At 64.4% G+C, this 18,751-nt stretch carries 21 protein-coding genes; 13 read left to right on the forward strand and 8 right to left on the reverse strand.

What is annotated here, in order from left to right; translation table 11 throughout:
* Window positions 1–56: 56 nt before the first annotated feature.
* The 3 genes from AWB74_RS13190 to AWB74_RS13200 all read right to left on the reverse strand — a co-directional run bounded on the left by AWB74_RS13190 (window position 57) and on the right by AWB74_RS13200 (window position 3,046).
* Complete coding sequence (locus AWB74_RS13190; protein WP_061147202.1) at window positions 57–845, reverse strand: alpha/beta fold hydrolase; 789 nt, start codon at window positions 843–845, stop codon at window positions 57–59.
* 100 nt (window positions 846–945) lie between these two features.
* Window positions 946–2,139, reverse strand: coding sequence for a DUF3108 domain-containing protein (locus tag AWB74_RS13195; RefSeq protein ID WP_061147203.1), 1,194 nt, complete (start codon window positions 2,137–2,139; stop codon window positions 946–948).
* Between the two features lie 94 nt (window positions 2,140–2,233).
* A complete protein-coding gene (locus AWB74_RS13200; protein WP_061147204.1) occupies window positions 2,234–3,046 on the reverse strand; it encodes an IclR family transcriptional regulator in 813 nt (270 codons plus the stop codon).
* A gap of 101 nt (window positions 3,047–3,147) precedes the next feature.
* Here AWB74_RS13200 and AWB74_RS13205 point away from each other — a divergent pair, with 101 nt between their 5' ends.
* The 7 genes from AWB74_RS13205 (at window position 3,148) to rfaE2 (ending at window position 10,166) form a co-directional block, all read left to right on the forward strand.
* Window positions 3,148–4,134 carry a fumarylacetoacetate hydrolase family protein gene (locus tag AWB74_RS13205; protein WP_061147205.1) on the forward strand — a complete coding sequence of 329 codons (987 nt, stop codon included), beginning with the start codon at window positions 3,148–3,150 and terminating at the stop codon, window positions 4,132–4,134.
* Between the two features lie 132 nt (window positions 4,135–4,266).
* Complete coding sequence (locus AWB74_RS13210) at window positions 4,267–5,400, forward strand: ABC transporter substrate-binding protein (RefSeq protein ID WP_235024566.1); 1,134 nt, start codon at window positions 4,267–4,269, stop codon at window positions 5,398–5,400.
* Window positions 5,401–5,418: 18 nt separating this feature from the next.
* Window positions 5,419–6,246 (forward strand): enoyl-CoA hydratase/isomerase family protein, encoded by an 828-nt coding sequence (locus AWB74_RS13215; protein WP_061147207.1) that lies wholly within the window; start codon window positions 5,419–5,421, stop codon window positions 6,244–6,246.
* 39 nt (window positions 6,247–6,285) lie between these two features.
* Window positions 6,286–7,032, forward strand: coding sequence for a PhaM family polyhydroxyalkanoate granule multifunctional regulatory protein (locus tag AWB74_RS13220; protein WP_061147208.1), 747 nt, complete (start codon window positions 6,286–6,288; stop codon window positions 7,030–7,032).
* Window positions 7,033–7,297: 265 nt separating this feature from the next.
* Window positions 7,298–8,299: a MerR family transcriptional regulator gene (locus AWB74_RS13225; protein ID WP_061147209.1), complete on the forward strand. Its 1,002-nt coding sequence runs from the start codon at window positions 7,298–7,300 to the stop codon at window positions 8,297–8,299.
* Window positions 8,300–8,677: 378 nt separating this feature from the next.
* Window positions 8,678–9,553 (forward strand): ferritin family protein, encoded by an 876-nt coding sequence (locus AWB74_RS13230; protein WP_061122312.1) that lies wholly within the window; start codon window positions 8,678–8,680, stop codon window positions 9,551–9,553.
* 130 nt (window positions 9,554–9,683) lie between these two features.
* Window positions 9,684–10,166: a D-glycero-beta-D-manno-heptose 1-phosphate adenylyltransferase gene (gene rfaE2 / locus AWB74_RS13235; RefSeq protein ID WP_061147332.1), complete on the forward strand. Its 483-nt coding sequence runs from the start codon at window positions 9,684–9,686 to the stop codon at window positions 10,164–10,166.
* A 13-nt stretch (window positions 10,167–10,179) separates the two neighbouring features.
* Here the strand turns inward: rfaE2 and AWB74_RS13240 are convergent, their stop codons facing one another.
* The 5 genes from AWB74_RS13240 to relB all read right to left on the reverse strand — a co-directional run bounded on the left by AWB74_RS13240 (window position 10,180) and on the right by relB (window position 13,291).
* A complete protein-coding gene (locus AWB74_RS13240; protein WP_061147210.1) occupies window positions 10,180–10,419 on the reverse strand; it encodes a hypothetical protein in 240 nt (79 codons plus the stop codon).
* A gap of 33 nt (window positions 10,420–10,452) precedes the next feature.
* On the reverse strand, window positions 10,453–11,274 hold the full coding sequence (locus tag AWB74_RS13245; protein WP_061147211.1) for a type III pantothenate kinase: 822 nt from the start codon (window positions 11,272–11,274) through the stop codon (window positions 10,453–10,455).
* Window positions 11,271–12,158, reverse strand: coding sequence for a biotin--[acetyl-CoA-carboxylase] ligase (locus AWB74_RS13250; RefSeq protein WP_061147212.1), 888 nt, complete (start codon window positions 12,156–12,158; stop codon window positions 11,271–11,273). The genes AWB74_RS13245 and AWB74_RS13250 overlap by 4 nt, the downstream gene beginning before the upstream one ends.
* 79 nt (window positions 12,159–12,237) lie before the next feature.
* Window positions 12,238–12,666 (reverse strand): hypothetical protein, encoded by a 429-nt coding sequence (locus AWB74_RS45620; RefSeq protein WP_143749217.1) that lies wholly within the window; start codon window positions 12,664–12,666, stop codon window positions 12,238–12,240.
* 433 nt (window positions 12,667–13,099) lie between these two features.
* A complete protein-coding gene (gene relB, locus AWB74_RS47215) occupies window positions 13,100–13,291 on the reverse strand; it encodes a type II toxin-antitoxin system RelB family antitoxin (protein ID WP_087038985.1) in 192 nt (63 codons plus the stop codon).
* 184 nt (window positions 13,292–13,475) lie between these two features.
* Here relB and AWB74_RS13265 point away from each other — a divergent pair, with 184 nt between their 5' ends.
* The 6 genes from AWB74_RS13265 (at window position 13,476) to AWB74_RS13290 (ending at window position 18,751) form a co-directional block, all read left to right on the forward strand.
* The gene (locus tag AWB74_RS13265; protein WP_061147214.1) at window positions 13,476–14,603 is read left to right on the forward strand and encodes an MlaE family ABC transporter permease; all 1,128 of its coding nucleotides are present in this window, start codon (window positions 13,476–13,478) and stop codon (window positions 14,601–14,603) included.
* Between the two features lie 5 nt (window positions 14,604–14,608).
* Complete coding sequence (locus AWB74_RS13270; protein WP_061122448.1) at window positions 14,609–15,487, forward strand: ABC transporter ATP-binding protein; 879 nt, start codon at window positions 14,609–14,611, stop codon at window positions 15,485–15,487.
* Window positions 15,488–15,532: 45 nt separating this feature from the next.
* The gene (locus AWB74_RS13275; protein ID WP_061147215.1) at window positions 15,533–16,492 is read left to right on the forward strand and encodes an MlaD family protein; all 960 of its coding nucleotides are present in this window, start codon (window positions 15,533–15,535) and stop codon (window positions 16,490–16,492) included.
* 13 nt (window positions 16,493–16,505) lie between these two features.
* Entirely contained in the window at window positions 16,506–17,132 is a 627-nt protein-coding gene (locus tag AWB74_RS13280; RefSeq protein ID WP_061147216.1) for an ABC-type transport auxiliary lipoprotein family protein, read from the forward strand.
* Between the two features lie 49 nt (window positions 17,133–17,181).
* Window positions 17,182–18,351, forward strand: coding sequence for a VanZ family protein (locus AWB74_RS13285; RefSeq protein ID WP_061147217.1), 1,170 nt, complete (start codon window positions 17,182–17,184; stop codon window positions 18,349–18,351).
* Window positions 18,352–18,421: 70 nt separating this feature from the next.
* Entirely contained in the window at window positions 18,422–18,751 is a 330-nt protein-coding gene (locus AWB74_RS13290; protein WP_014190236.1) for a (2Fe-2S) ferredoxin domain-containing protein, read from the forward strand.

Here is an 18,751-nt window from a genome sequence, read left to right on the forward strand (position 1 = left end):
CCTCGATGTGATGCCGGTTGTACCGAGGCTTTCATCTGCAGCAAAAACTGGAACAATCATGCCGTTCCACGTAAAAAATTCCCCAGCAACGCCGAAAAGCGCTGCGATTCCTCCACAGGTGACAGGTGCGCCGCGTTGAGTAGTTCGAATCGCGCGCCCGGAACCGTGTCTGCAACGACCTTAGAGGCAGCATGCGGCGTGCCAACATCGTGCTGGCCCGCAACGACCAGCGTGCGTTTGTTCACAGAGGCGAGCTTGTCACGCGCATCGAAACGGCTGACCGCCTCCGCCGCACGCGCAAATCCTTCGGCGGGAGTGCGCGCGATCGACTCTCCGATCTGCTCGACCACTTCGGGATGCGCCTTGCGGAATTCGGGCGTGAGCCAGCGTTCGAGCGTCGCTTCCACGATACTCGCAGTCCCGTTTTCGCGCACGGATTCCGCCCTCTGCGCGAAGGTCGGGCGCGCGTCCTCGGGGATGAAGGCCGGCGCGCCGACGACCGTCAGCGTTTCCACCTTGTCCGGGTGATTGATCGCGAGCTTTTGCGCGACCATGCCGCCGATCGACAATCCGACCACATGCGCCGAAGGCGCGCCGAGCTGGTCGAGCATTTGGGCGAGATCGTCGGCGAGGTCGTCGATCGTGAAGTCGTCGGGCGAGGCGGTCGTCTCGCCGTGGCCGCGCAGGTCGTAGCGCAGCACGGTGAAATCGTTGCGAAAGTAACCGGCCATCTGATCCCAGACGGACAGATCGCCCGCCAGTTGATGGATGAAGACGAGCCAGGGGCCGCCGCCTTCGTTGTCGAGAACATAGCGTGTATCGATGCGATTGATCGTCAACTGCATATCGGCTCCGTAAAGAATGCGGTTTGCGATGCTGTTTCCGATGACTGCATTGAAATGCGCGCTTTCGTCATGCCCGGTGTCACGAAGTGTGACGACGGCGTTACGGGTTGTCCGCCTGGGGCGTCTCGGGCGCGGCGAGCGCGGATTCGTCAGACGCACCTTGCGTGCCTGAAGCGGCGTCCGGCTGCCGCGCGGCGGGCTGCGTGAGCGTGCCCGCCCAGAGCAGTTCGATTTGCATGCCGTTCGGCTCGGTTTGCAGAATCCGCACGGGCAGCCAGCCGATCGAAGGCGCGAGCCAGATGTCGAGCTTGCGACGGTCGCCTGCCTTGCGCGGCAGGCGCGTGAAGTGCCGCGCCGTCGTGAAGCCGCCGCGCGCCTGCACGGTTTCATCGCCGACGGTTTCGATCGGCCAGATTTCGTTGCTGTCGTTATCCGCGACGCTGAACTGGCGCGTGACGCCTGGCTTGTATTTGTCCGGCGCGCCGCGCACGAGGCTTGCCAGTTGCATCACGACGCTGAAGCGGTCCTGCGCGCCGTCCGCGAGCGGCTGGCTTTGCGGCGTCTTCGTGTAGACGATCTGCTTCGTCTCGCGGTTGAAGATGGCGATATCGGCAGCGCGACGGCCGCGCTGTTCGGAATATTGCTCCGGCGCGATGCCGAATCCGTCGATATGACCTTTGCTCGAATACACATAGGGACCGACGAGAGGCAGTGGAATCGAGACGACCATCTCGTAGCGCTGGCCGTCGTTGATCCAGTGGATTGTGCCGGTCTGATTCATCATGCCGTTGACGAGCGTGTCGTAACGCAGTTCGCCGCTCGGCGGAACGCTGAATTTGTCGCCTGATATCGCGGCGGGCGCAGGCGCTGCGGCTTGCGTGGGCGCAGCAGCGGGTGCAGAAGCCGCTATGCCCGAAGCTGCGGCTGGCGCCTCCGGTTGCGGTGTCGTCGCGCTCAGAACCGGCGCGGGAGCGGGTGCAGGCGCTGCGATTTTCGGCGGCGTGTGCGGGGCAGCGGCGGGTTTCGGCGGCGCGGGTTTGGGCGCAGGTGCGGGCGCGGGCGGCGCGATCGGCTTCGGCGTCAGCAATTCCACCTGCACGGGCGGCGCTTCAGGCGGCGCGTTCGTCGGCTGCCGGTTGTGCTCGATCCACCGCATCGCGCTCAAATGCAGGCCCGCGACGATCAGCACGGCCAGCGCCCAGCGCACCCAGCGTCGTGGCGAGGCAGAATCGGCGGCGGAATCGGGCGGCTCGCCCGACGCGGTGCGAGGACGGCGGAATTGAAACAGTGGCATCGTGCGGAGTGAAAAGCGCGTAGTGCGGACAGGACGCGGGTCGGGCGAAAGGCGTAAGACATGCGCGATGGAAGCGATGTTCCTCGCGTTCGAATCAGCGCTCGCCCGCTTTGTACCCCAGTTCATACGACAGCCCGCGCGCGCATTCGCGTAATGCGGAATCGATTTCACCGCCCCAGTGCGTGTCGAACGTGCCTTCGTGCCCCAACGCGATGAGACCGAGCGCGAGTTCGCCGGTCGAATCGAACACGGGCGTGCAGAAGGCGTGAATCGTCGGCAGCAGCATGCCTTCGACGCGCGCCGCGCCGTGCTCGCGCACATCGGCGAGAACGGGTTCGACATCGGCCATCGACTGCTTCGTGGCGGCGAGTTCGCGGTCGAGCATCGCCTGCGTCTTGCTGCGCGGCAAATACGCGGCGAACAGCAGGCCCGTCGCGGACGTGAGCAGCGGCATGACGTCGCCCAGCTTGAGCGATGCCTTCGCCGGATGGCTCGACTCCATCCAGTGCACGACGGTCGGCCCCTGATTGCCCCATACCGCGATGCCGACCGTCTGGTCCAGCCGGTCGCGCAACTCCGCGAGCGCGATGCGCGCGAGCCGCACGCCATCGACGCGCGCGAGCCGCGCCAGGCCCATCTGCAACGCGAAGCCGCCGAGCTCGTAACGGCCCGATACCGGATCCTGCGACGCGACGCCGAGCCGCAAGAAACTCACGAGATAGCGATGCGCCTTCGCCGGGCTCATGCCCGCGCGCTGCGCAAGATCGCGCAACATCATCGCGCGCGGTTCGTTGGTGAGCACGTCGAGCAGCCGGAAGCCGACTTCGATCGATTGAATGCCGGAGCGCGTTTTCTCTTCGGCGGCGTCATTGATGTCTTCGTCGTCTGACAGGGAAGTGGATTGCATGTGCAAAAAGGCTTATGCCGTTCGGCCGGGTGTCGGCGAGGGATTCACCATCGTAAAATAGATTTCCCTTAACGTCATCCCAAGTCACCGACACTCGCTCCATGAAACTCGCAACCTTGAAGGACGGCACGCGCGACGGCCAGCTGATCGTCGTATCGCGCGATCTGCGCACGGCGGCCATCGCCGATGGAATCGTATCGACGCTGCAACGCGCGCTCGACGACTGGACCTTCTATGCGCCGCAGCTCATGGAAGTCTACGAAGCACTGAATCTCGGGCGCGCGCGCAACACGTTTTTGTTCGATCCGAAGTCCTGCATGGCGCCGCTGCCGCGCGCGTTTCAGTGGGCGGACGGTTCCGCTTACGTGAATCACGTCGAGCTCGTGCGAAAGGCGCGCAAGGCGGAAATGCCGCCCGAATTCTGGACCGATCCGCTGATGTATCAAGGCGGCAGCGACGACTTCATCGGTCCGACCGACGACATCGTCTGCGCGACGGAATCGTATGGCATCGACTTCGAGGCAGAAGTCGCGGCGATCACGTCCGACGTCCACATGGCCGCGATGCCCGACGAAGCGCTGCGAAGCGTGCGCCTCCTGATGCTCGTGAACGACGTCTCGCTGCGCAATCTCATTCCCGCCGAGCTCGCGAAGGGCTTCGGCTTCTTCCAGAGCAAGCCCGCGACCGCGTTCTCGCCCGTCGCCGTCACGCCCGACGAACTCGGCGACGCGTGGCGCGAAGGCCGCGTGCATCGTCCGATGATCGTGCACTGGAACGGCAAGAAAGTCGGCCAGCCGGATTGCGGCACGGACATGGTGTTCCACTTCGGCCAGCTGATCGCGCACGCGGCGAAGACGCGCAATCTGCGCGCTGGCGCGATCGTCGGTTCGGGCACGATCTCCAACAAGGACGCGAAGCGCGGCTACTGCTGCATCGCCGAGAAGCGGTGTCTGGAGACCATCGAGCATGGCGCGCCGCAGACGGAATTCATGAAATTCGGCGACAGCGTGAAGATCGAAATGTTCGATGAAGACGGCAAGTCGATCTTCGGCGCGATCGATCAGGCGGTCGTGCAGCCGGAGCATTGAACGGGTTTCGCCCGATGCGGTGTGCGTAAGCCACGCCTTACACTTTGCCGGGCTGCTTGCGTGCAGCAATAAAACGATCAAAAAAAGGAGACGTCGATGGCGGCAGGCAAGTGGAAAATTCTGGCGAGCGCGATGTTCACGCTCGCCGCGACGACAGCGGCGTTCGCGCAGCAAGCGCAACACGTGAAGATCGGTCTCGTGCTGTCTCTCACGGGGCCGGCCGCGTCGCTCGGCATTCCCGCGCGCGATACCGTCGCGCTCCTGCCGAAGGAGATGGGCGGCAAGCCGGTCGACTACATCGTGCTCGACGACGCGTCCGACACCACGCAAGCCGTGCAGACCACGAAGAAGCTCATCAGCGAAGATCAGGTCGATGCGATCATCGGCTCGTCGATCACGCCGAACTCGCTCGCGATGATCGATGTCGTCGCGCAAGGACAGACGCCGATGATCTCGCTCGCGTCGTCGTCGAAGATCATCGAGCCGGTGGACGACAAGCGCCGCTGGGTCTTCAAGACGCCGCAAACCGACGCGATGATGGCCTCCGCCATCGCCGAGCACGCGAGCAATCACGGCGTGAAGACGCTCGCGTATATCGGTCAGGCGGACGCGCTCGGCGAGACGTTCTACGCCGAAGTCGCGAAGTTCGCGCAGCTGCACAAGATCGAAGTGGTGGCCAACGAACGCTTCAACCGCACCGATCCGAGCGTGACCGGGCAGATCCTCAAGATTCTCGCGGCGAAGCCGGACGCCGTCGTGGTCGGCGCGGCCGGCACGCCCGCCGCCTTGCCGCCGAAGACGCTCGCGCAGCGCGGCTACAAGGGTAAGGTTTATCACAATCACGGCGTCGGCAACCGCGACTTCCTGCGCGTGTGCGGCGCGGATTGCAACGGCACGTTCCTGCCCGCGAGCCCGGTGCTCGTCGCCGCGCAGTTGCCCGACGATCATCCGGCCAAGCGCCTCGCGCTCGAATACATCAAACTGTACGAGGCGAAGCAGGGCGCGGGCACGGTGTCGGCGTTCGGATCGTATGCGTGGGACGCGGGCATGCTGCTCAACCGCGCGGTGCCGATCGCAATGAAAGCGGGCGCGCCCGGCACGCCTGCGTTTCGCAGCGCGCTGCGCGATGCGCTCGAAGGCACGAAGAATTTCGCCGACACCAACGGGCAGGTCAACATGACGCCCAACGATCACATCGGCCTCGATCAGCGCGCGCGCGTGATGGTCGAGATCCGCGACGGCAAATGGATCTATCAGCCGCGCTAATTTTTCATCGACAAGACCATGAGCGATCTCTCCTTGTATGCGGGCTACAAGTCGCTGGCGTTGCGCCGCCATCCGCACGGCGTCCTCGAAGTGGTGATGCCCGGCGCGGGCGCGAACAAGAGCGGCCTCTCCACCGCTGACGCCAACATGCATCGCGAGCTCGCGGACATCTGGCGCGACATCGACCGCGATCCGGAGACGCGCGTCGCGCTGATCCGCGGCGAAGGCAAGGGCTTCTCGGCGGGCGGCGATCTCGCGCTCGTCGAAGAGATGGCGACCGATTTCGACGTGCGTGCGCGCGTGTGGCGCGAGGCGCGCGATCTCGTCTATAACGTGATCAACTGCGGCAAGCCGATCGTCTCCGCAATGCACGGCCCGGCCGTCGGCGCGGGGCTGGTCGCGGGCTTGCTGGCCGATATCTCGATCGCGTCGAAGTCGGCGCGCGTCATCGACGGGCATACGCGCTTAGGCGTCGCCGCGGGCGATCATGCGGCGATCGTCTGGCCGCTGCTGTGCGGCATGGCGAAGGCCAAGTACTATCTGCTCCTGTGCGAGCCGGTGAGCGGCGAGGAAGCGGAACGCATCGGGCTGGTGTCGCTCGCCGTCGACGAGAGCGAGCTGATGCCCAAGGCGATCGAAGTGGCGAATCGCCTGGCGCAAGGCTCGCAGACCGCGATCCGCTGGACCAAGTACGCGCTCAACAACTGGCTGCGCTCGGCGGGGCCGACCTTCGATACGTCGCTCGCGCTGGAATTCATGGGTTTCGCGGGCCCGGACGTGCATGAAGGCGTGCGCTCGTTGCGCGAACGGCGCGCGCCGGACTTTCCGGGCGGTGCGCCGTTCTAGGCGACGCCGATTCATACGCAAGAAGACAAGGAGAATCGAATGACCGATAACGCTGGCGGCACGCCGCCCTTCACGATTCCCGGTTTTTCCGGATTCGGCCAGGCCGACATGATGGGCAAGATGTGGGAACTGATGCGCCTGAATCCGTTCGCCGCCGCGATGCCGGGCGGCGGGCAGGGCGTCGGTCCCTCGCTCACGATGATGTCCGACATGCTCGCTCCGCTCACGAACATCGAAGAGCTCGACAAGCGCGTGACCGACATGCGCGCCGTCGAGCAGTGGCTGAAGCTCAATCTCAACATGCTGCAATCGGCGATTCAGGCGCTCGAAGTGCAGCGCGCGACGCTCGCGACGTTGCGCGCGTTCGGCGCGTACGCGCAGACGTCGGTGGAAAGCGCGCATCAGGCGGCGACCGACAAGGCAAAGGGCGCGTCCGCGGGATGGCCGATGAGCGGCGCCGCGAAGCAGGAAGCGCCGAAGGAAGAAAAGACCGGCGCGGCATCCGAGGAAAGCGACGAAGCAACGGACAAACCGTCCGCGCCGCCGCCCGGTTTCGATCCGACGGGCTGGTGGAACGTGCTGCAATCGCAGTTCAATCAGCTTGCTCATCTTGCGATGCTGCAGCCCGGCATGACCGGCCCGCTCGGCGCGACTGATGACCAACCGTCCACCGCTGACGGCAATGCGCCCGAACAACCGGCGAAGGGCGGCGAAGACAAGCCCGACGCCGCGGCGGCAAAGAAGGCGCCTGCCCGCAAGTCCGCGCCCCGCAAGAAACCCGCCTGATGCACCGCCTCTGGATTTTTCTGTCCTGAACCCAGCGCTCGGCGGCGTGTAACGTCCGCCGGGCCTGCCGATTCTTTCGATGGGCACTGCGCCGTCGAACCGCATCGTCTCCGTTTATTTTCTGCACTGAAACGAATCTCAGCACCGATGCACGTTTCGATTCTGTCTATGATGAAACGTCGACGGTGCGAGTAGCTTGTCCACCGTTCGGGGCGGGCACGTAACGTGCGACAGTATTGACGGATATATCGGGATAGATCTGTCCATGACAAACTCATCACAACAAGACTTCGACGTCGAACCGGCCTCCGATGACTCCGACGCGTCGGACCCCGCGCCACGGGGCGTTGCGGCATCGGGCGTCACGGGAATCGGCATCGGAGCGATCGCTCAGGAAATTGGTCTGACGAAGGACACGTTGCGTGTCTGGGAACGTCGCTACGGTTTTCCGCTGCCGATGCGCTCGCCTGGCGGCGAAAGGCTGTATCCGCAGGAACAGGTGACGAAGCTGCGGCTCGTCAAGCGTCTGCTCGACGCGGGGCATCGCCCGAGCAAGGTGCTCGCGCAGCCGGTCGATATGCTGCAGCATCTGGCCGAGAGTTCCGGCGTTGGACAGGATGCGCCCGACGCCGAGCTCGATCATCTGATTTCGCTGCTGCGCAGGAGCGCATACGAGGAGTTCCGCTTCTGGGTGTTGAAGCGCGCCACGCGCGACGGCCTCGAGCGCTTCGTGCTCGACGTCGCGGCGCCGCTGGCTGCGCGTGTCGGGAATGCCTGGGCGGCGGGTACTTTGCAGGTTTACCACGAACATCTGTTCAGCGAGGCGATCCAGTCCACGATGCGCACGTTGATGCGTCCGCTCGGCGACGCGCTGCGCGGCCGTGGCGGCCGTCCGCGCGTGCTGCTCACGACGCTTTCCGGCGAGGGCCACGGCCTCGGCATTCTGATGGCCGAGGCCATGTTCACGCTCTCAGAATGCGAGTGCATCCAGCTGGGGCTGCAAACGCCGCTGCACGATGTCGTCGATGCTGTGGCGGCGCATAACATAGACATCGTCGCACTGTCGTTCACGGCGGTGCTGCCGGCGCAGGCGATCGCGAACGGGCTGACCGATCTGCGCAATCTGCTTCCATCGCATGTGCGCATCTGGGTCGGCGGCAGTAGCCCGGCGCTGCGCCGCAAGTTGAACGACGGCGTGGTTCACATCGCAGGGTTGACCCCGATCGATGAAATCGTCGCGGATTGGCGTCAATCGGCCGTGCTATGATCAAAAACGCTCGCTACGGCGGGTCTCGGCGCGGAAGTTCGCAATGGATGCGCATCGCATCACTGTCACGCGAACACGCCATACTGCGCGGCCGGCTCGGGTGCCACTTGAACATACCTCAGGCACAGGTTTGGCTTCTCACCCACGGTAGAACAAGACGCACAACCGGCAACATTTGCACAGGAAGTGCAGTGTTTTCGCGGGACGCGACGCGTTGCCGCAGCGCCAAATTCGAGCGCTCGTTGTCGCAATCGCCTTTGGCCGACCGAATCCCGCGTAAAATTGAAAGCTTGGTTGCTCGCATGCAAGGTATTCGCGCACGCGTCAGCCGAACGTCATATAGATATAACGTCGCATAAGTGGCATCAGGGGTGGACAATGAACACCATGCTTTATCCGGAACTTTATAAATCGCTGGAATCTGTCCGCTGGGACATGGAGAAGGACATTCCTTGGGACAAGTTCGATGCGTCCCTGCTCACCGACGAGCAGGCCAGGACCATCAAGATGAACGCGATCACCGAATGGTCCGCTCTTCCCGCAACCGAAATGTTTCTGCGTGACAACCACCATGACAGCGATTTCTCCGCTTTCATGAGCGTGTGGTTCTTCGAGGAGCAGAAGCATTCGCTCGTGCTGATGGAGTACCTGCGCCGCTTCAAGCCCGACATGGTGCCGACCGAAGAGGAACTGCACGCGGTGCGCTTCGAGTTCGATCCGGCGCCGCCGCTCGAAACGCTGATGCTGCACTTCTGCGGCGAAATCCGCCTGAACCACTGGTATCGCCGTGCGGCCGAGTGGCACACGGAACCGGTCATCAAGCACATCTACGAAACCATTTCGCGCGACGAAGCTCGTCACGGCGGCGCGTATCTGCGTTACATGAAGAAGGCGCTCGCCAATGCGGGCGACACCGCGCGGGCCGCGTTCGCGAAGATCGGCGTGCTGATGGCGTCGGCGCGCCGCACCGAGAAGCCGCTGCATCCGACCAATCTGCACGTCAATCAGGCGCTTTTCCCGCGCGATACGGTGCAGTCGCGTCTACCCGATCCGGAGTGGCTGGAGCGCTGGCTGGACGATCAGATCCGCTTCGATGACAGTTGGGAAAAGAAGGTCGTCGAACGGATTCTGCACAACCTGTCGATTCTTTTCGAGCGTTCGTTCGCGACCGCGCAGGAACTGAACCGCTATCGCAAGGAAGTGACGCAGCGTCTGCAATCCGCACCGGGCGGAGCGGCCGAACAGCCGGCTTGACGCGTTCAGGCATCACGGACGAGACGGCCCGCCGGGTTTGAACCGGCGGGCCGTCTCGCTTTCATCGACACGTTCGCAAGATGGCGCGTGGCACAATGCGCGCTTTCAGCACACCGCAACGAGCGCCGCCATGCCCGCCATTTTCGAACGCAAGATCACCACGCGCGAAGCACTCGCCGCGCGTCGTCCGGCACTGGCCGGTCCCGTCGTGTTTACCAACGGTGTTTTCGACATCCTTCATCGGGGGCACGTGACCTACCTCGCCGATGCGAAGGCGCTCGGCGCGACGCTCATCGTCGGCGTGAACAGCGATGCGTCCGTGCGCATGCTCGGCAAGGGCGACGATCGCCCGATCAATCGCGAAGACGATCGGATGGCGCTGCTCGCGGCGCTCGAGAGCGTCGACTGGGTCGTGAAGTTCGAGGAACAGACGCCGTTGCAACTGATCGACGCGCTACATCCCGACGTGCTCGTGAAAGGCGGCGACTACGACATGGACAAGCTGGCCGAATCGAAGCTCGTGCGCGGCTGGGGCGGCAAGGCGCTCGCCATTCCGTTCGAGCACGATCGATCGACGACCGCGCTGCTCAGGAAGGTCCGCGAGCAGTCCTGATTCGCGCGCCGGATCATTGTCCTATAGGCGTGGATTGCACGTTCGCGGCCGGCGCCGGTCCGCCGACGCGCGGCTGATCGAACGCTTCATCGGGGCCGAGCGCACGCGTCGCGAGCGCTTCCGGATGCACCTGCTGCAACAGATGATGCGGCTCGCGCGCGCCCGCGGCGGGCAGCGGTCCGAACATGCCGCGCATGACGGTGAACATCAGCAGGTTGGCGAGAATAAGGAGGGCGATCAGCCAGCGCAGCATTCCTGGGCTCCGTCCGTCAATCAAATTAGCAAATCAGGATGAATGGCGCGCTGTCGCGTCGCGCGCGATGAGCGCGAGGCCGGACAGCACGAGGGAATCGTGTCGAGTATGCGGCACGTCGAGCGCGCCCGCGATTTCATTGGCTGCGCCGCCGCCGAGCACGAGACGGACCTCCGCTTGCCAGTCCGCTTTCAGGTCGCGCCACGCACGCTCGATCAGACTCGCCTGCGCAAGCAGGCATCCGGCCGAAAGGGCCGCAGCCGTGTCGGTCGCGAAGTGACTGCGCGTCTGGTTCAACGCTTCACGCGCCGATGCAGCGTCGAGCGTCGGCAGTTGCGCAGTGTGGCTGCCGAGCGATTCCATCATCAGCGACCATCCGGGCGCGATCAGGCCGCCGGTGAAGACGCCGTCGGCGCGCAGCGCTTCGAGCGTGGTCGCTGTGCCGAAAGTCGCGACGAGCAGATGCTCGCCGGGATACGCAGCGCGCGCGCCGATCATGCCGGCCCAGCGATCGCTGCCGAGGCGCGTCGGATCGGCGTAGTTGTTGACGACGCCGCATTGCGCGGCACGCGCGCGCACGACGGTGCGCGTCAGTGTCGGCCAGCGGGCGTCGATCAGACGCTGGATGCGGTTGTGCACCGGCATGCCCGCGACGTTCGAGATCCACGCGCTCGCCGGTTCGGGCAGCGTGCCCCAGGCGTCGAGCGCGGAATCGTCGGCGATGGTCGAATGGTGCGCGTGCTCGAAGGCGCCGTTGGCGAGCGGCGCGCCGTCTTCATCGACGAGCGACCATTTGATGCGGCTATTGCCCGCGTCGATGAGCAGATACCGCGCTTCACTTCTCGACGCTGTCACGGACGTTCCTTCGCGAGACGCAGCGTCAGTTCGCCGGTCGCGACGGCGCGCGGGCCTTCGGGCGCGTCGATCAGCAACTGGCCGCTGTCATCGACACCCGATGCGATGCCGCGCGTCACTTCCATGCCTTGATCGATGAGCGCCACTTCGCGTCCTGCCCAGGCGTGCGCGTCGAGCCAGCGTTGGCGGAACGGCCTGAAGCCTTCGGCTTCGAAACGCGGCAGCGCGGCGTCGAGCGCGTTGAGGAGGGCGGCGAGGGTATCGGTGAGATTGGCGTCGGGCCATGCGCGCGCGAGCGTGGCGGGCGTGGCTCCTTGGGCAGGTGACGCGGCGAGGCGGTTCGCGTCGTCGACCTGTGCGGCGAGTTGTTCCGCGCCGTGCAGATTCATGCCGATGCCGATCACGACCGCTGTCGCGTCCGGCGTGTTCCACGCGGTTTCGATCAGAATGCCAGCGAGCTTGCCGTCGTCGAGCAGGACGTCGTTCGGCCACTTCAATGCCGGACGCGCGGACGGCGAGAGCGGCAGGCGCGCGAGCGCATCGAGTACCGCCGTGCCGATGGCGAGGCTCAGGCCCGACAGCCCTTCGATCGGCCGCATCAGCACGCATCCGACCGACATCAGCAGCGCATTGCCCGGCTCGGCGAGCCATGCGCGGCCGCGCCGGCCGCGTCCCGCGGTTTGCGAATACGCGATGCGGACCACGGGCGCGGGCGTGCCGTCGTGCCGCGATGCGCGCAATTGCTCCATCAGGTCCGCGTTGGTCGACCCGGTTTCATCGACGATGTCGATGGTCCAGTCGCGAGCAGGCCGCTCGGCGAGTGCAGCGAGCCGGGAGCGGTCGATGCGCCAGGGCGCGTCGGGGGCGAGGGGAGTGGAGTTCATGGCGGGTATTGTAGCGGCATAGCCTGCAAATCAAGCGCCGGCCCGTCGGTGGAAATAAATCTATTTCCTCAAGCTAAATCTATTCCCTCAAGCGCGACAGCATCTCGCTCACCTTTGCGTTGAGGACTTCGACGCCATATTTTCGATGCACATCCTCGAGATAGATCGAATCCCAAGTCGCTTCGCTATCGCGCCAGTTTGGATACGCCCTGAAATACAGCTCCATCCCGACCGCGATCGCAAAACCGGGCGCGAGGTTCGGCACGTCCTTGATGATTTCCTGCTTAACTAAACCGTACGCATCCATCATCGCGGATACCGAACCGTCGATTCGTGCGTTTCGAAAGAAGGTGGCTCCGCTTGCCTTATACACTCCCCTGCACGCCATCATTAGGCTCTTGAAGTGTTTGTCGCAGTTGATATAAGCGAGTTGAAGCGCAGCAGAGAGATGCCTATCGGTAACGCTGCCCCTCGGTGAGCGCTCTTGATATTTTGATCGATCATTCATGAACTTTTAGTTTTAAGGGTGCAAGGAAAAGAGCGCCTAGCCGGATGTCGCATCTCGTTTAGGTGGAACATAAGCTGCTTCGGAAGCTTCGCAAATCAATTGTTTTCGCCAAATGTTGGGGGCCAGCAAACTGACATGATGCTGTTGAAGTGCAGATGCTGGCGCAGCATCGTCGGGGAATTAACTGTCTGTTGGCAGAGAGGTGGATAATTCTTCTTTCATCAATATATCAAGTGATCAAATCGCAATTGCCGCATACCGAACCGCCGAGCCGCGTTTCATTTGATTGACGTCAACGGTGCGCTCCAGCAGGCAAACGCGTATTGCATACACAACGAGCCGCACCACGCAATTTGAGTCGCTCAGGGCCTTGCTACATACATACAGTTATCGACGAATAATGTCGTGAGTTGGCTGCACATGGCGGCGTCAGTCAGGGGGTATTCCTTGCCGCTTGATTTGCTGACATTAAAGCGTCCATCTCTGCGAACACGTCGTCGTGCGGAATCGACGGCCTCGGGTCACGTAGCGAGGCCTCGACCTCATCGCGAAACCATTTGTCGTAGCGTTCGGCTTCTGCGGACGTCTCGAACTCGGGAAGGAAGGGATTGGAACTCGCGGTCATTTCAGTCACATGGGCGTTGTTCGGGGCACTATATCCCGACGACTCAAGTGGATCGCAACACGAAAATTCCGATCCTCGCGTGTTCGGGGATAAAAACCGGCCCCAACACCAACCCCGCTCCCCGCAACGCACTTCGCTACAATGTCCTCTCCCCTTTAACCGCGTCTCATCGCGCCATCGCTCCTTGGACTTCGACACGCCGCCGCGCCTAAGAGTGGAAGCCGGTCAGCAGGGCAAGGTGGTCCGGCTTTCAGGCCAGTGGACCGCGCTCGCGCTCGCCCGCGACCGCGCGAAAAGCGGCGTGACACGGCGGCTGCGCGCCATCGGGCGCGAAGCGATCGGGCAGTGGGATCTGCTGTCCGTCGAGCGGCTCGATCACGTTGGCGGACAGGCGCTCTGGCGCGTCTGGGGCCGCAAGATGCCGGCGACCATCGCGCTGTCCGACACGCAGCGCGAAATTTTCGAGCGCGTTGCTCTGCTGGATGCCGAGCGCGAAGAGCCCGAACCCGTCGATCGCGTCGATCCGGTCACGCGGCTCGGGACACTGATCTTCACGTTCTTCGACCATCTCTACGACGGCCTCGCGATGTTCGGCGCATTCATGCTCGATCTCATCGGGCTCGTCCGGCGTCCGCAACGCATTCCGTGGACGGAGATCTCCGCGAATATCTATAGCGCCGGCGCGCAGGCGCTCGCGATCACCGCGCTCGTCGCGTTCCTGATCGGCATCGTGCTGAGCTACCTGTCCGCGCAGCAGTTGCGAGTGTTCGGCGCGAACCAGTACATCGTCAATATTCTCGGGCTCTCGGTGATCCGCGAACTCGGGCCCGTGCTCTCCGCGATTCTCGTCGCCGGGCGCTCGGGTTCCGCGATCACCGCGCAGATCGGCGTGATGCGCGTCACCGAAGAACTCGACGCGATGCAGGTCATGGGCATTCCCCACGGCCTGCGGCTCGTGCTGCCGCGCGTGATCGCGCTCGGCATCGCGATGCCGCTGCTCGTCATGTGGACCAACATCATCGCGCTCACGGGCGGCGCGCTCGCCGCGAAGCTCGTGCTGTCCATCGACATCAATTTCTTCATCCGCTCGCTGCCGTCCGTCGTGCCGATCGCGAATCTGTGGATCGGGCTCGGCAAGGGCGTCGTGTTCGGCATGCTGATCGCGCTCGCGGCCTGTCACTTCGGTTTCCGCATCAAGGCGAATTCGCAGAGTCTCGGCGAAGGCACGACGACGTCCGTCGTGACGTCGATCACCGTCGTGATTCTCGCGGACGCCGTGTTTGCGATCCTGTTTCAAAACTCGGGGTTATGACCGACATGTCGACCACGCTCGCCACCGCCGTGCGTCATCAGCCGCCGCCCGTCATCGCGGAGCCGGTGATCGAAGTGCGCGATCTGACGAAGCGCTACGGCCGCACGGTCATCCACGAGCATCTGAATCTGGACGTGCGGCGTGGCGAGATCGTCGCGTTGCTCGGCGGTTCCGGTTCCGGCAAGACCACGCTCGTGCGGCAGATTCTCGGGCTCGAGTTTCCGACATCCGGCACCATTCGCGTGCTCGGCGAGGAATGGGCGCAGATGGACGAGGAAACCGCGAAGATGCTGCGCACACGCTCCGGCATGATGTTTCAGCAGGGCGCGCTGTTCTCTTCGCTGACCGTGTACGACAACATCGCGCAGCCGTTTCGCGAGCTCGGCAAGATTCCCGAGGATCTGATCCGCGAGTTCGTGATGCTGAAGCTCGAAATGGTCGGCCTGTCGTGCAAGCACGCGACCAAGATGCCGTCGGCGTTGTCGGGCGGGATGGTGAAGCGCGTGGGCATCGCGCGGGCGATCGCGCTCGAACCCGAACTGCTCTTTCTCGACGAGCCCACCGCCGGCCTCGATCCGAAGGCGTCGGACGAGTTCGTCGATCTGATCGCCACGCTGCATCGCGCGCTCGGGCTGACCGTCGTCATGGTCACGCACGATCTCGATACGATGGTCGCGCTCTCGACGCGCGTCGCGGTGCTCGCGGAACGGCGCGTGCTCGTCGCGGCGCCGGTGGAGGAAGCGTGCGCGGTGGACCATCCGTTCATCCGCGAGTATTTTCTCGGGCGTCGCGGGCGCCGCGCGCTGCAGGCGCTGCCCGCCGAGCGCCGCGCGAAGCTGCCGCCGGCCGCGCTCGAAGACGCGCCGATCAGCGTCAATAAATAGCCGCGTCGGGCGATCGCAAGCACGCGAAGTAAAAGGAACCTGCCGATGGAAAACAAATCACATGCGTTCTGGACCGGGCTCTTCACGATCGTCCTCGTGCTGGCCATCGCGTTCGCCGTGTTCTTCTTCAATGTGGATCGCACCGTGCGCGTGCCGTACGATCTCATCGCGCGAACGAACGTCACCGGGCTCTTCACGGACGCGGCCGTGCGTTATCGGGGGCTGGGCGTCGGCAAGGTGCAGTCGATCAGTTTCGACAGGTCGCATCCGGGGCAGATCCGCATCCGCATTCTCGTCGACAAGAACGCGCCGATGACGCATTCGACCTTCGCGACGCTCGGCTTTCAGGGCGTGACGGGCATCGCGTTCGTGCAGCTCGACGACACGGGCACTGACACCGCGCCGCTTGCCTCATCGCCGCAGCATGTGGCCGAAGTGCCGATGCGTCCCGGTCTGTTCGAGCAGTTGCAGCAGCGCGGCGACGTGATCCTGAAGAAGTTCGAGCGCCTTTCGGAGGACGCCGACAAGTTCCTCTCCGACGACATGCGCAATCAGATCATGGATACGACGAAGAGCCTGCAAGGCGCCGCCGACGGTATCGCGACACTCGCGAGCCAGGTTCAGCCCGTGACGGCGCAGTTGCCGCAGACGTTGAAGCAGATCAACACCACGCTCGCCTCGACCAATCAGCTGATGCAGAACCTGAATCGTCCGGACGGCCCGCTCGTCACCAATCTGAACAAGGCGGGCAAGGCCGCCGAGGAAGCGGGCGCGGCGCTTTCGGACATGAACGAGTCGCTGCGTTTCATCACGGCGCGCGTCGGTTTCGAGGCGCTGCCGCGCTTCTACTCGTTCTCCGATGACGTGAGCGCGGCCGCGCGGTCGGTCGATCGCGCCGCCGACGCATTCAGCACCAATCCGCGCAGCGTGCTCTTCGGCGCGCCGAAACGGGAACCCGGACCGGGCGAGCCGGGTTTCACGTGGCCCGCGAAAGCCGCGCATTGAACGAGATGAAGACATGGCAAAGATCGACTTGAGAGCAGCTACAGCGACGTTCTCGCTCGCCTTAATCACAATGCTGACGGCGTGCGGATCGACGCCGACCGCGATGCCGAACGCGCGCTACGACCTAGGCACGCCGCCCGCCGCAAATGCATCGGCGAACGCCGCGCCGATGCCGCCGGTGAAAGTGCTTGCGGTGGGCGCGCCGCGCAATCTCGAAACCGATTCGTTCGCGTATCGGCTGAGTTATGTCGATGCACAGCGCACCGGCAGCTATTCGGACAGCCACTGGACGATGCCGCCCCCGCAATTGATGACGCAGCGTCTGCGCGAGGCGCTCGCGGCGCGCGGCCCGATTCTCTCGGGCGCGGACCCCGTGCGCGCGGTGCCGCTGCTCGAAGTCGAGCTGACGAGCTTCGAGCAGGTCTTCGACGCGCCCGAACAGAGCCACGGACTCGTCTCGGTGCGCGCGACGCTCACGCAGCAAGGCCGTGTCGTCGGCCAGCGGAGTTTCGCCGCGAGCGCGAGCGCGCCGAGCGCCGACGCATCGGGCGGCGCGCGGGCGCTCGCGGCCGCATCGGACGATGTGATCGCGCAACTCTCCGCGTGGCTCGCCGCGCAACCGCTTTCCGCTTCGCGATGACGGTCCGCAGATTCACCTTCCGCCGAGCACGGAGGCGCCCGCGCGGCTCATGACGATCAAGCAATGGCAGCGCCGCCCGTCGGCGTTTTCCCGGCAGGCGCTCGCCGCATACGCGGCGCTCGTCGTCTATGGATCGCTGTATCCGTTCTCCGGCTGGCGCTCGCTGGGCCTGAGCCCGCTCGCGTATCTCACCGATCCGCTGCCGCAATACCTGACCGCCTTCGACGTCGTCACGAACGTGCTCGGCTATATGCCGCTCGGCACGCTGATCGTGCTAGCGCTGTATCCGCGCGTTCGCGGCACGCTCGCCGTGGGCGCGGCGCTCGTCGGCGGCGCGTTGCTTTCCGGCACGATGGAAGCGATCCAGACGTATCTGCCGACGCGCGTCGCCTCCAATCTCGATCTCGCCGCCAATGCGTTCGGCGCGCTCGTCGGCGGCGTGCTGATCGCGCCCGCGACGAGCGCGCTGCTAGATCGCGGCTTGCTCCGGCGCATCCGTTTCACCTGGTTCGAGCGCGACGCGGCATATGTGCTCGGCCTGACGGCGCTGTGGCCCTTCGCGGCGATGTTTCCCGCGCCGTTTCTCTTCGGTGGCGGCGACCTGCCGCGCGTGCTGTGGGACGAGCTCGATCCGGCGATGCAGGACGCCATTCTCGCGTGGACGCCCTCTTCATGGGACGTCGAAAGCTGGCCCGACCGGCTCGGCGCGCTTTTGCCCGACGACGCATGGGAAGCGCTCATCACGTCGACGAGTCTGTTTGCCGCGCTCGTGCTCGCGACGCTCCTGACGCGCGCCCGCGCGCCGCGCATCCGCCTGATGCTCGGCCTGATCGCGCTGACGCTCTTCGCGAAGGCCGGCGCGACATTCCTGCAATCCCGCGCGGGCCTGACGTTCGACTGGGCCACGGACGGCGCGCTCGAAGGCATCGCGTTCGCGACGCTGGCTGGCGCGCTGTCGGTGTCGCTGCCGCGGGGCTTGAGGGCGGCGCTCGCGGGCGGGGCGCTCGTCGTGTCGCTCGCGCTCGTCAATCTGCTGCCGGTGAATCCGTACTTCGACATCGTGCTCGCAGACTGGCGGCAAGGCCGGTATCTGCATTTCAACGGCCTCGCGCACTGGCTCGCGTGGGTGTGGCCGTATGCGGCGCTCGGCTGGCTGGCGTCGTCGGCGGAGCGTGCGTTGCTGGCACGGCGGCGCGCGCGCAAGGCATCGGAGCGCTAGTCTTCGGCGCCAAAGGGCGGGCACGAACATCGCTCGCTATAATCGACCGACACTCTCATCGCACCCGCTCATGGATTCCTTCTACAAGTACCACGTGTTCTTCTGCCTGAATCAGCGCGATGCCGACGCGCCGCGTCCGAGTTGCGCGAACTGCAACGCGCAGGCCATGCAGGAGCACGCGAAAAAGCGCGTGAAGCAACTGGGCCTCGCGGGCGAAGGCAAGGTGCGCATCAACAAGGCGGGATGTCTCGACCGCTGCGAACTGGGGCCGGTCGTCGTGGTGTATCCGGAAGGCACCTGGTACACGTATGTCGATGAAACCGACATCGACGAAATCGTGGAATCGCATCTGGCCAACGGCAAAGTCGTCGAACGTCTTCTGATCGATCAACCCGCATAA

The organism is Caballeronia arvi (assembly GCF_001544695.2).
Classification (GTDB): Bacteria; Pseudomonadota; Gammaproteobacteria; order Burkholderiales; family Burkholderiaceae; genus Caballeronia; species Caballeronia arvi.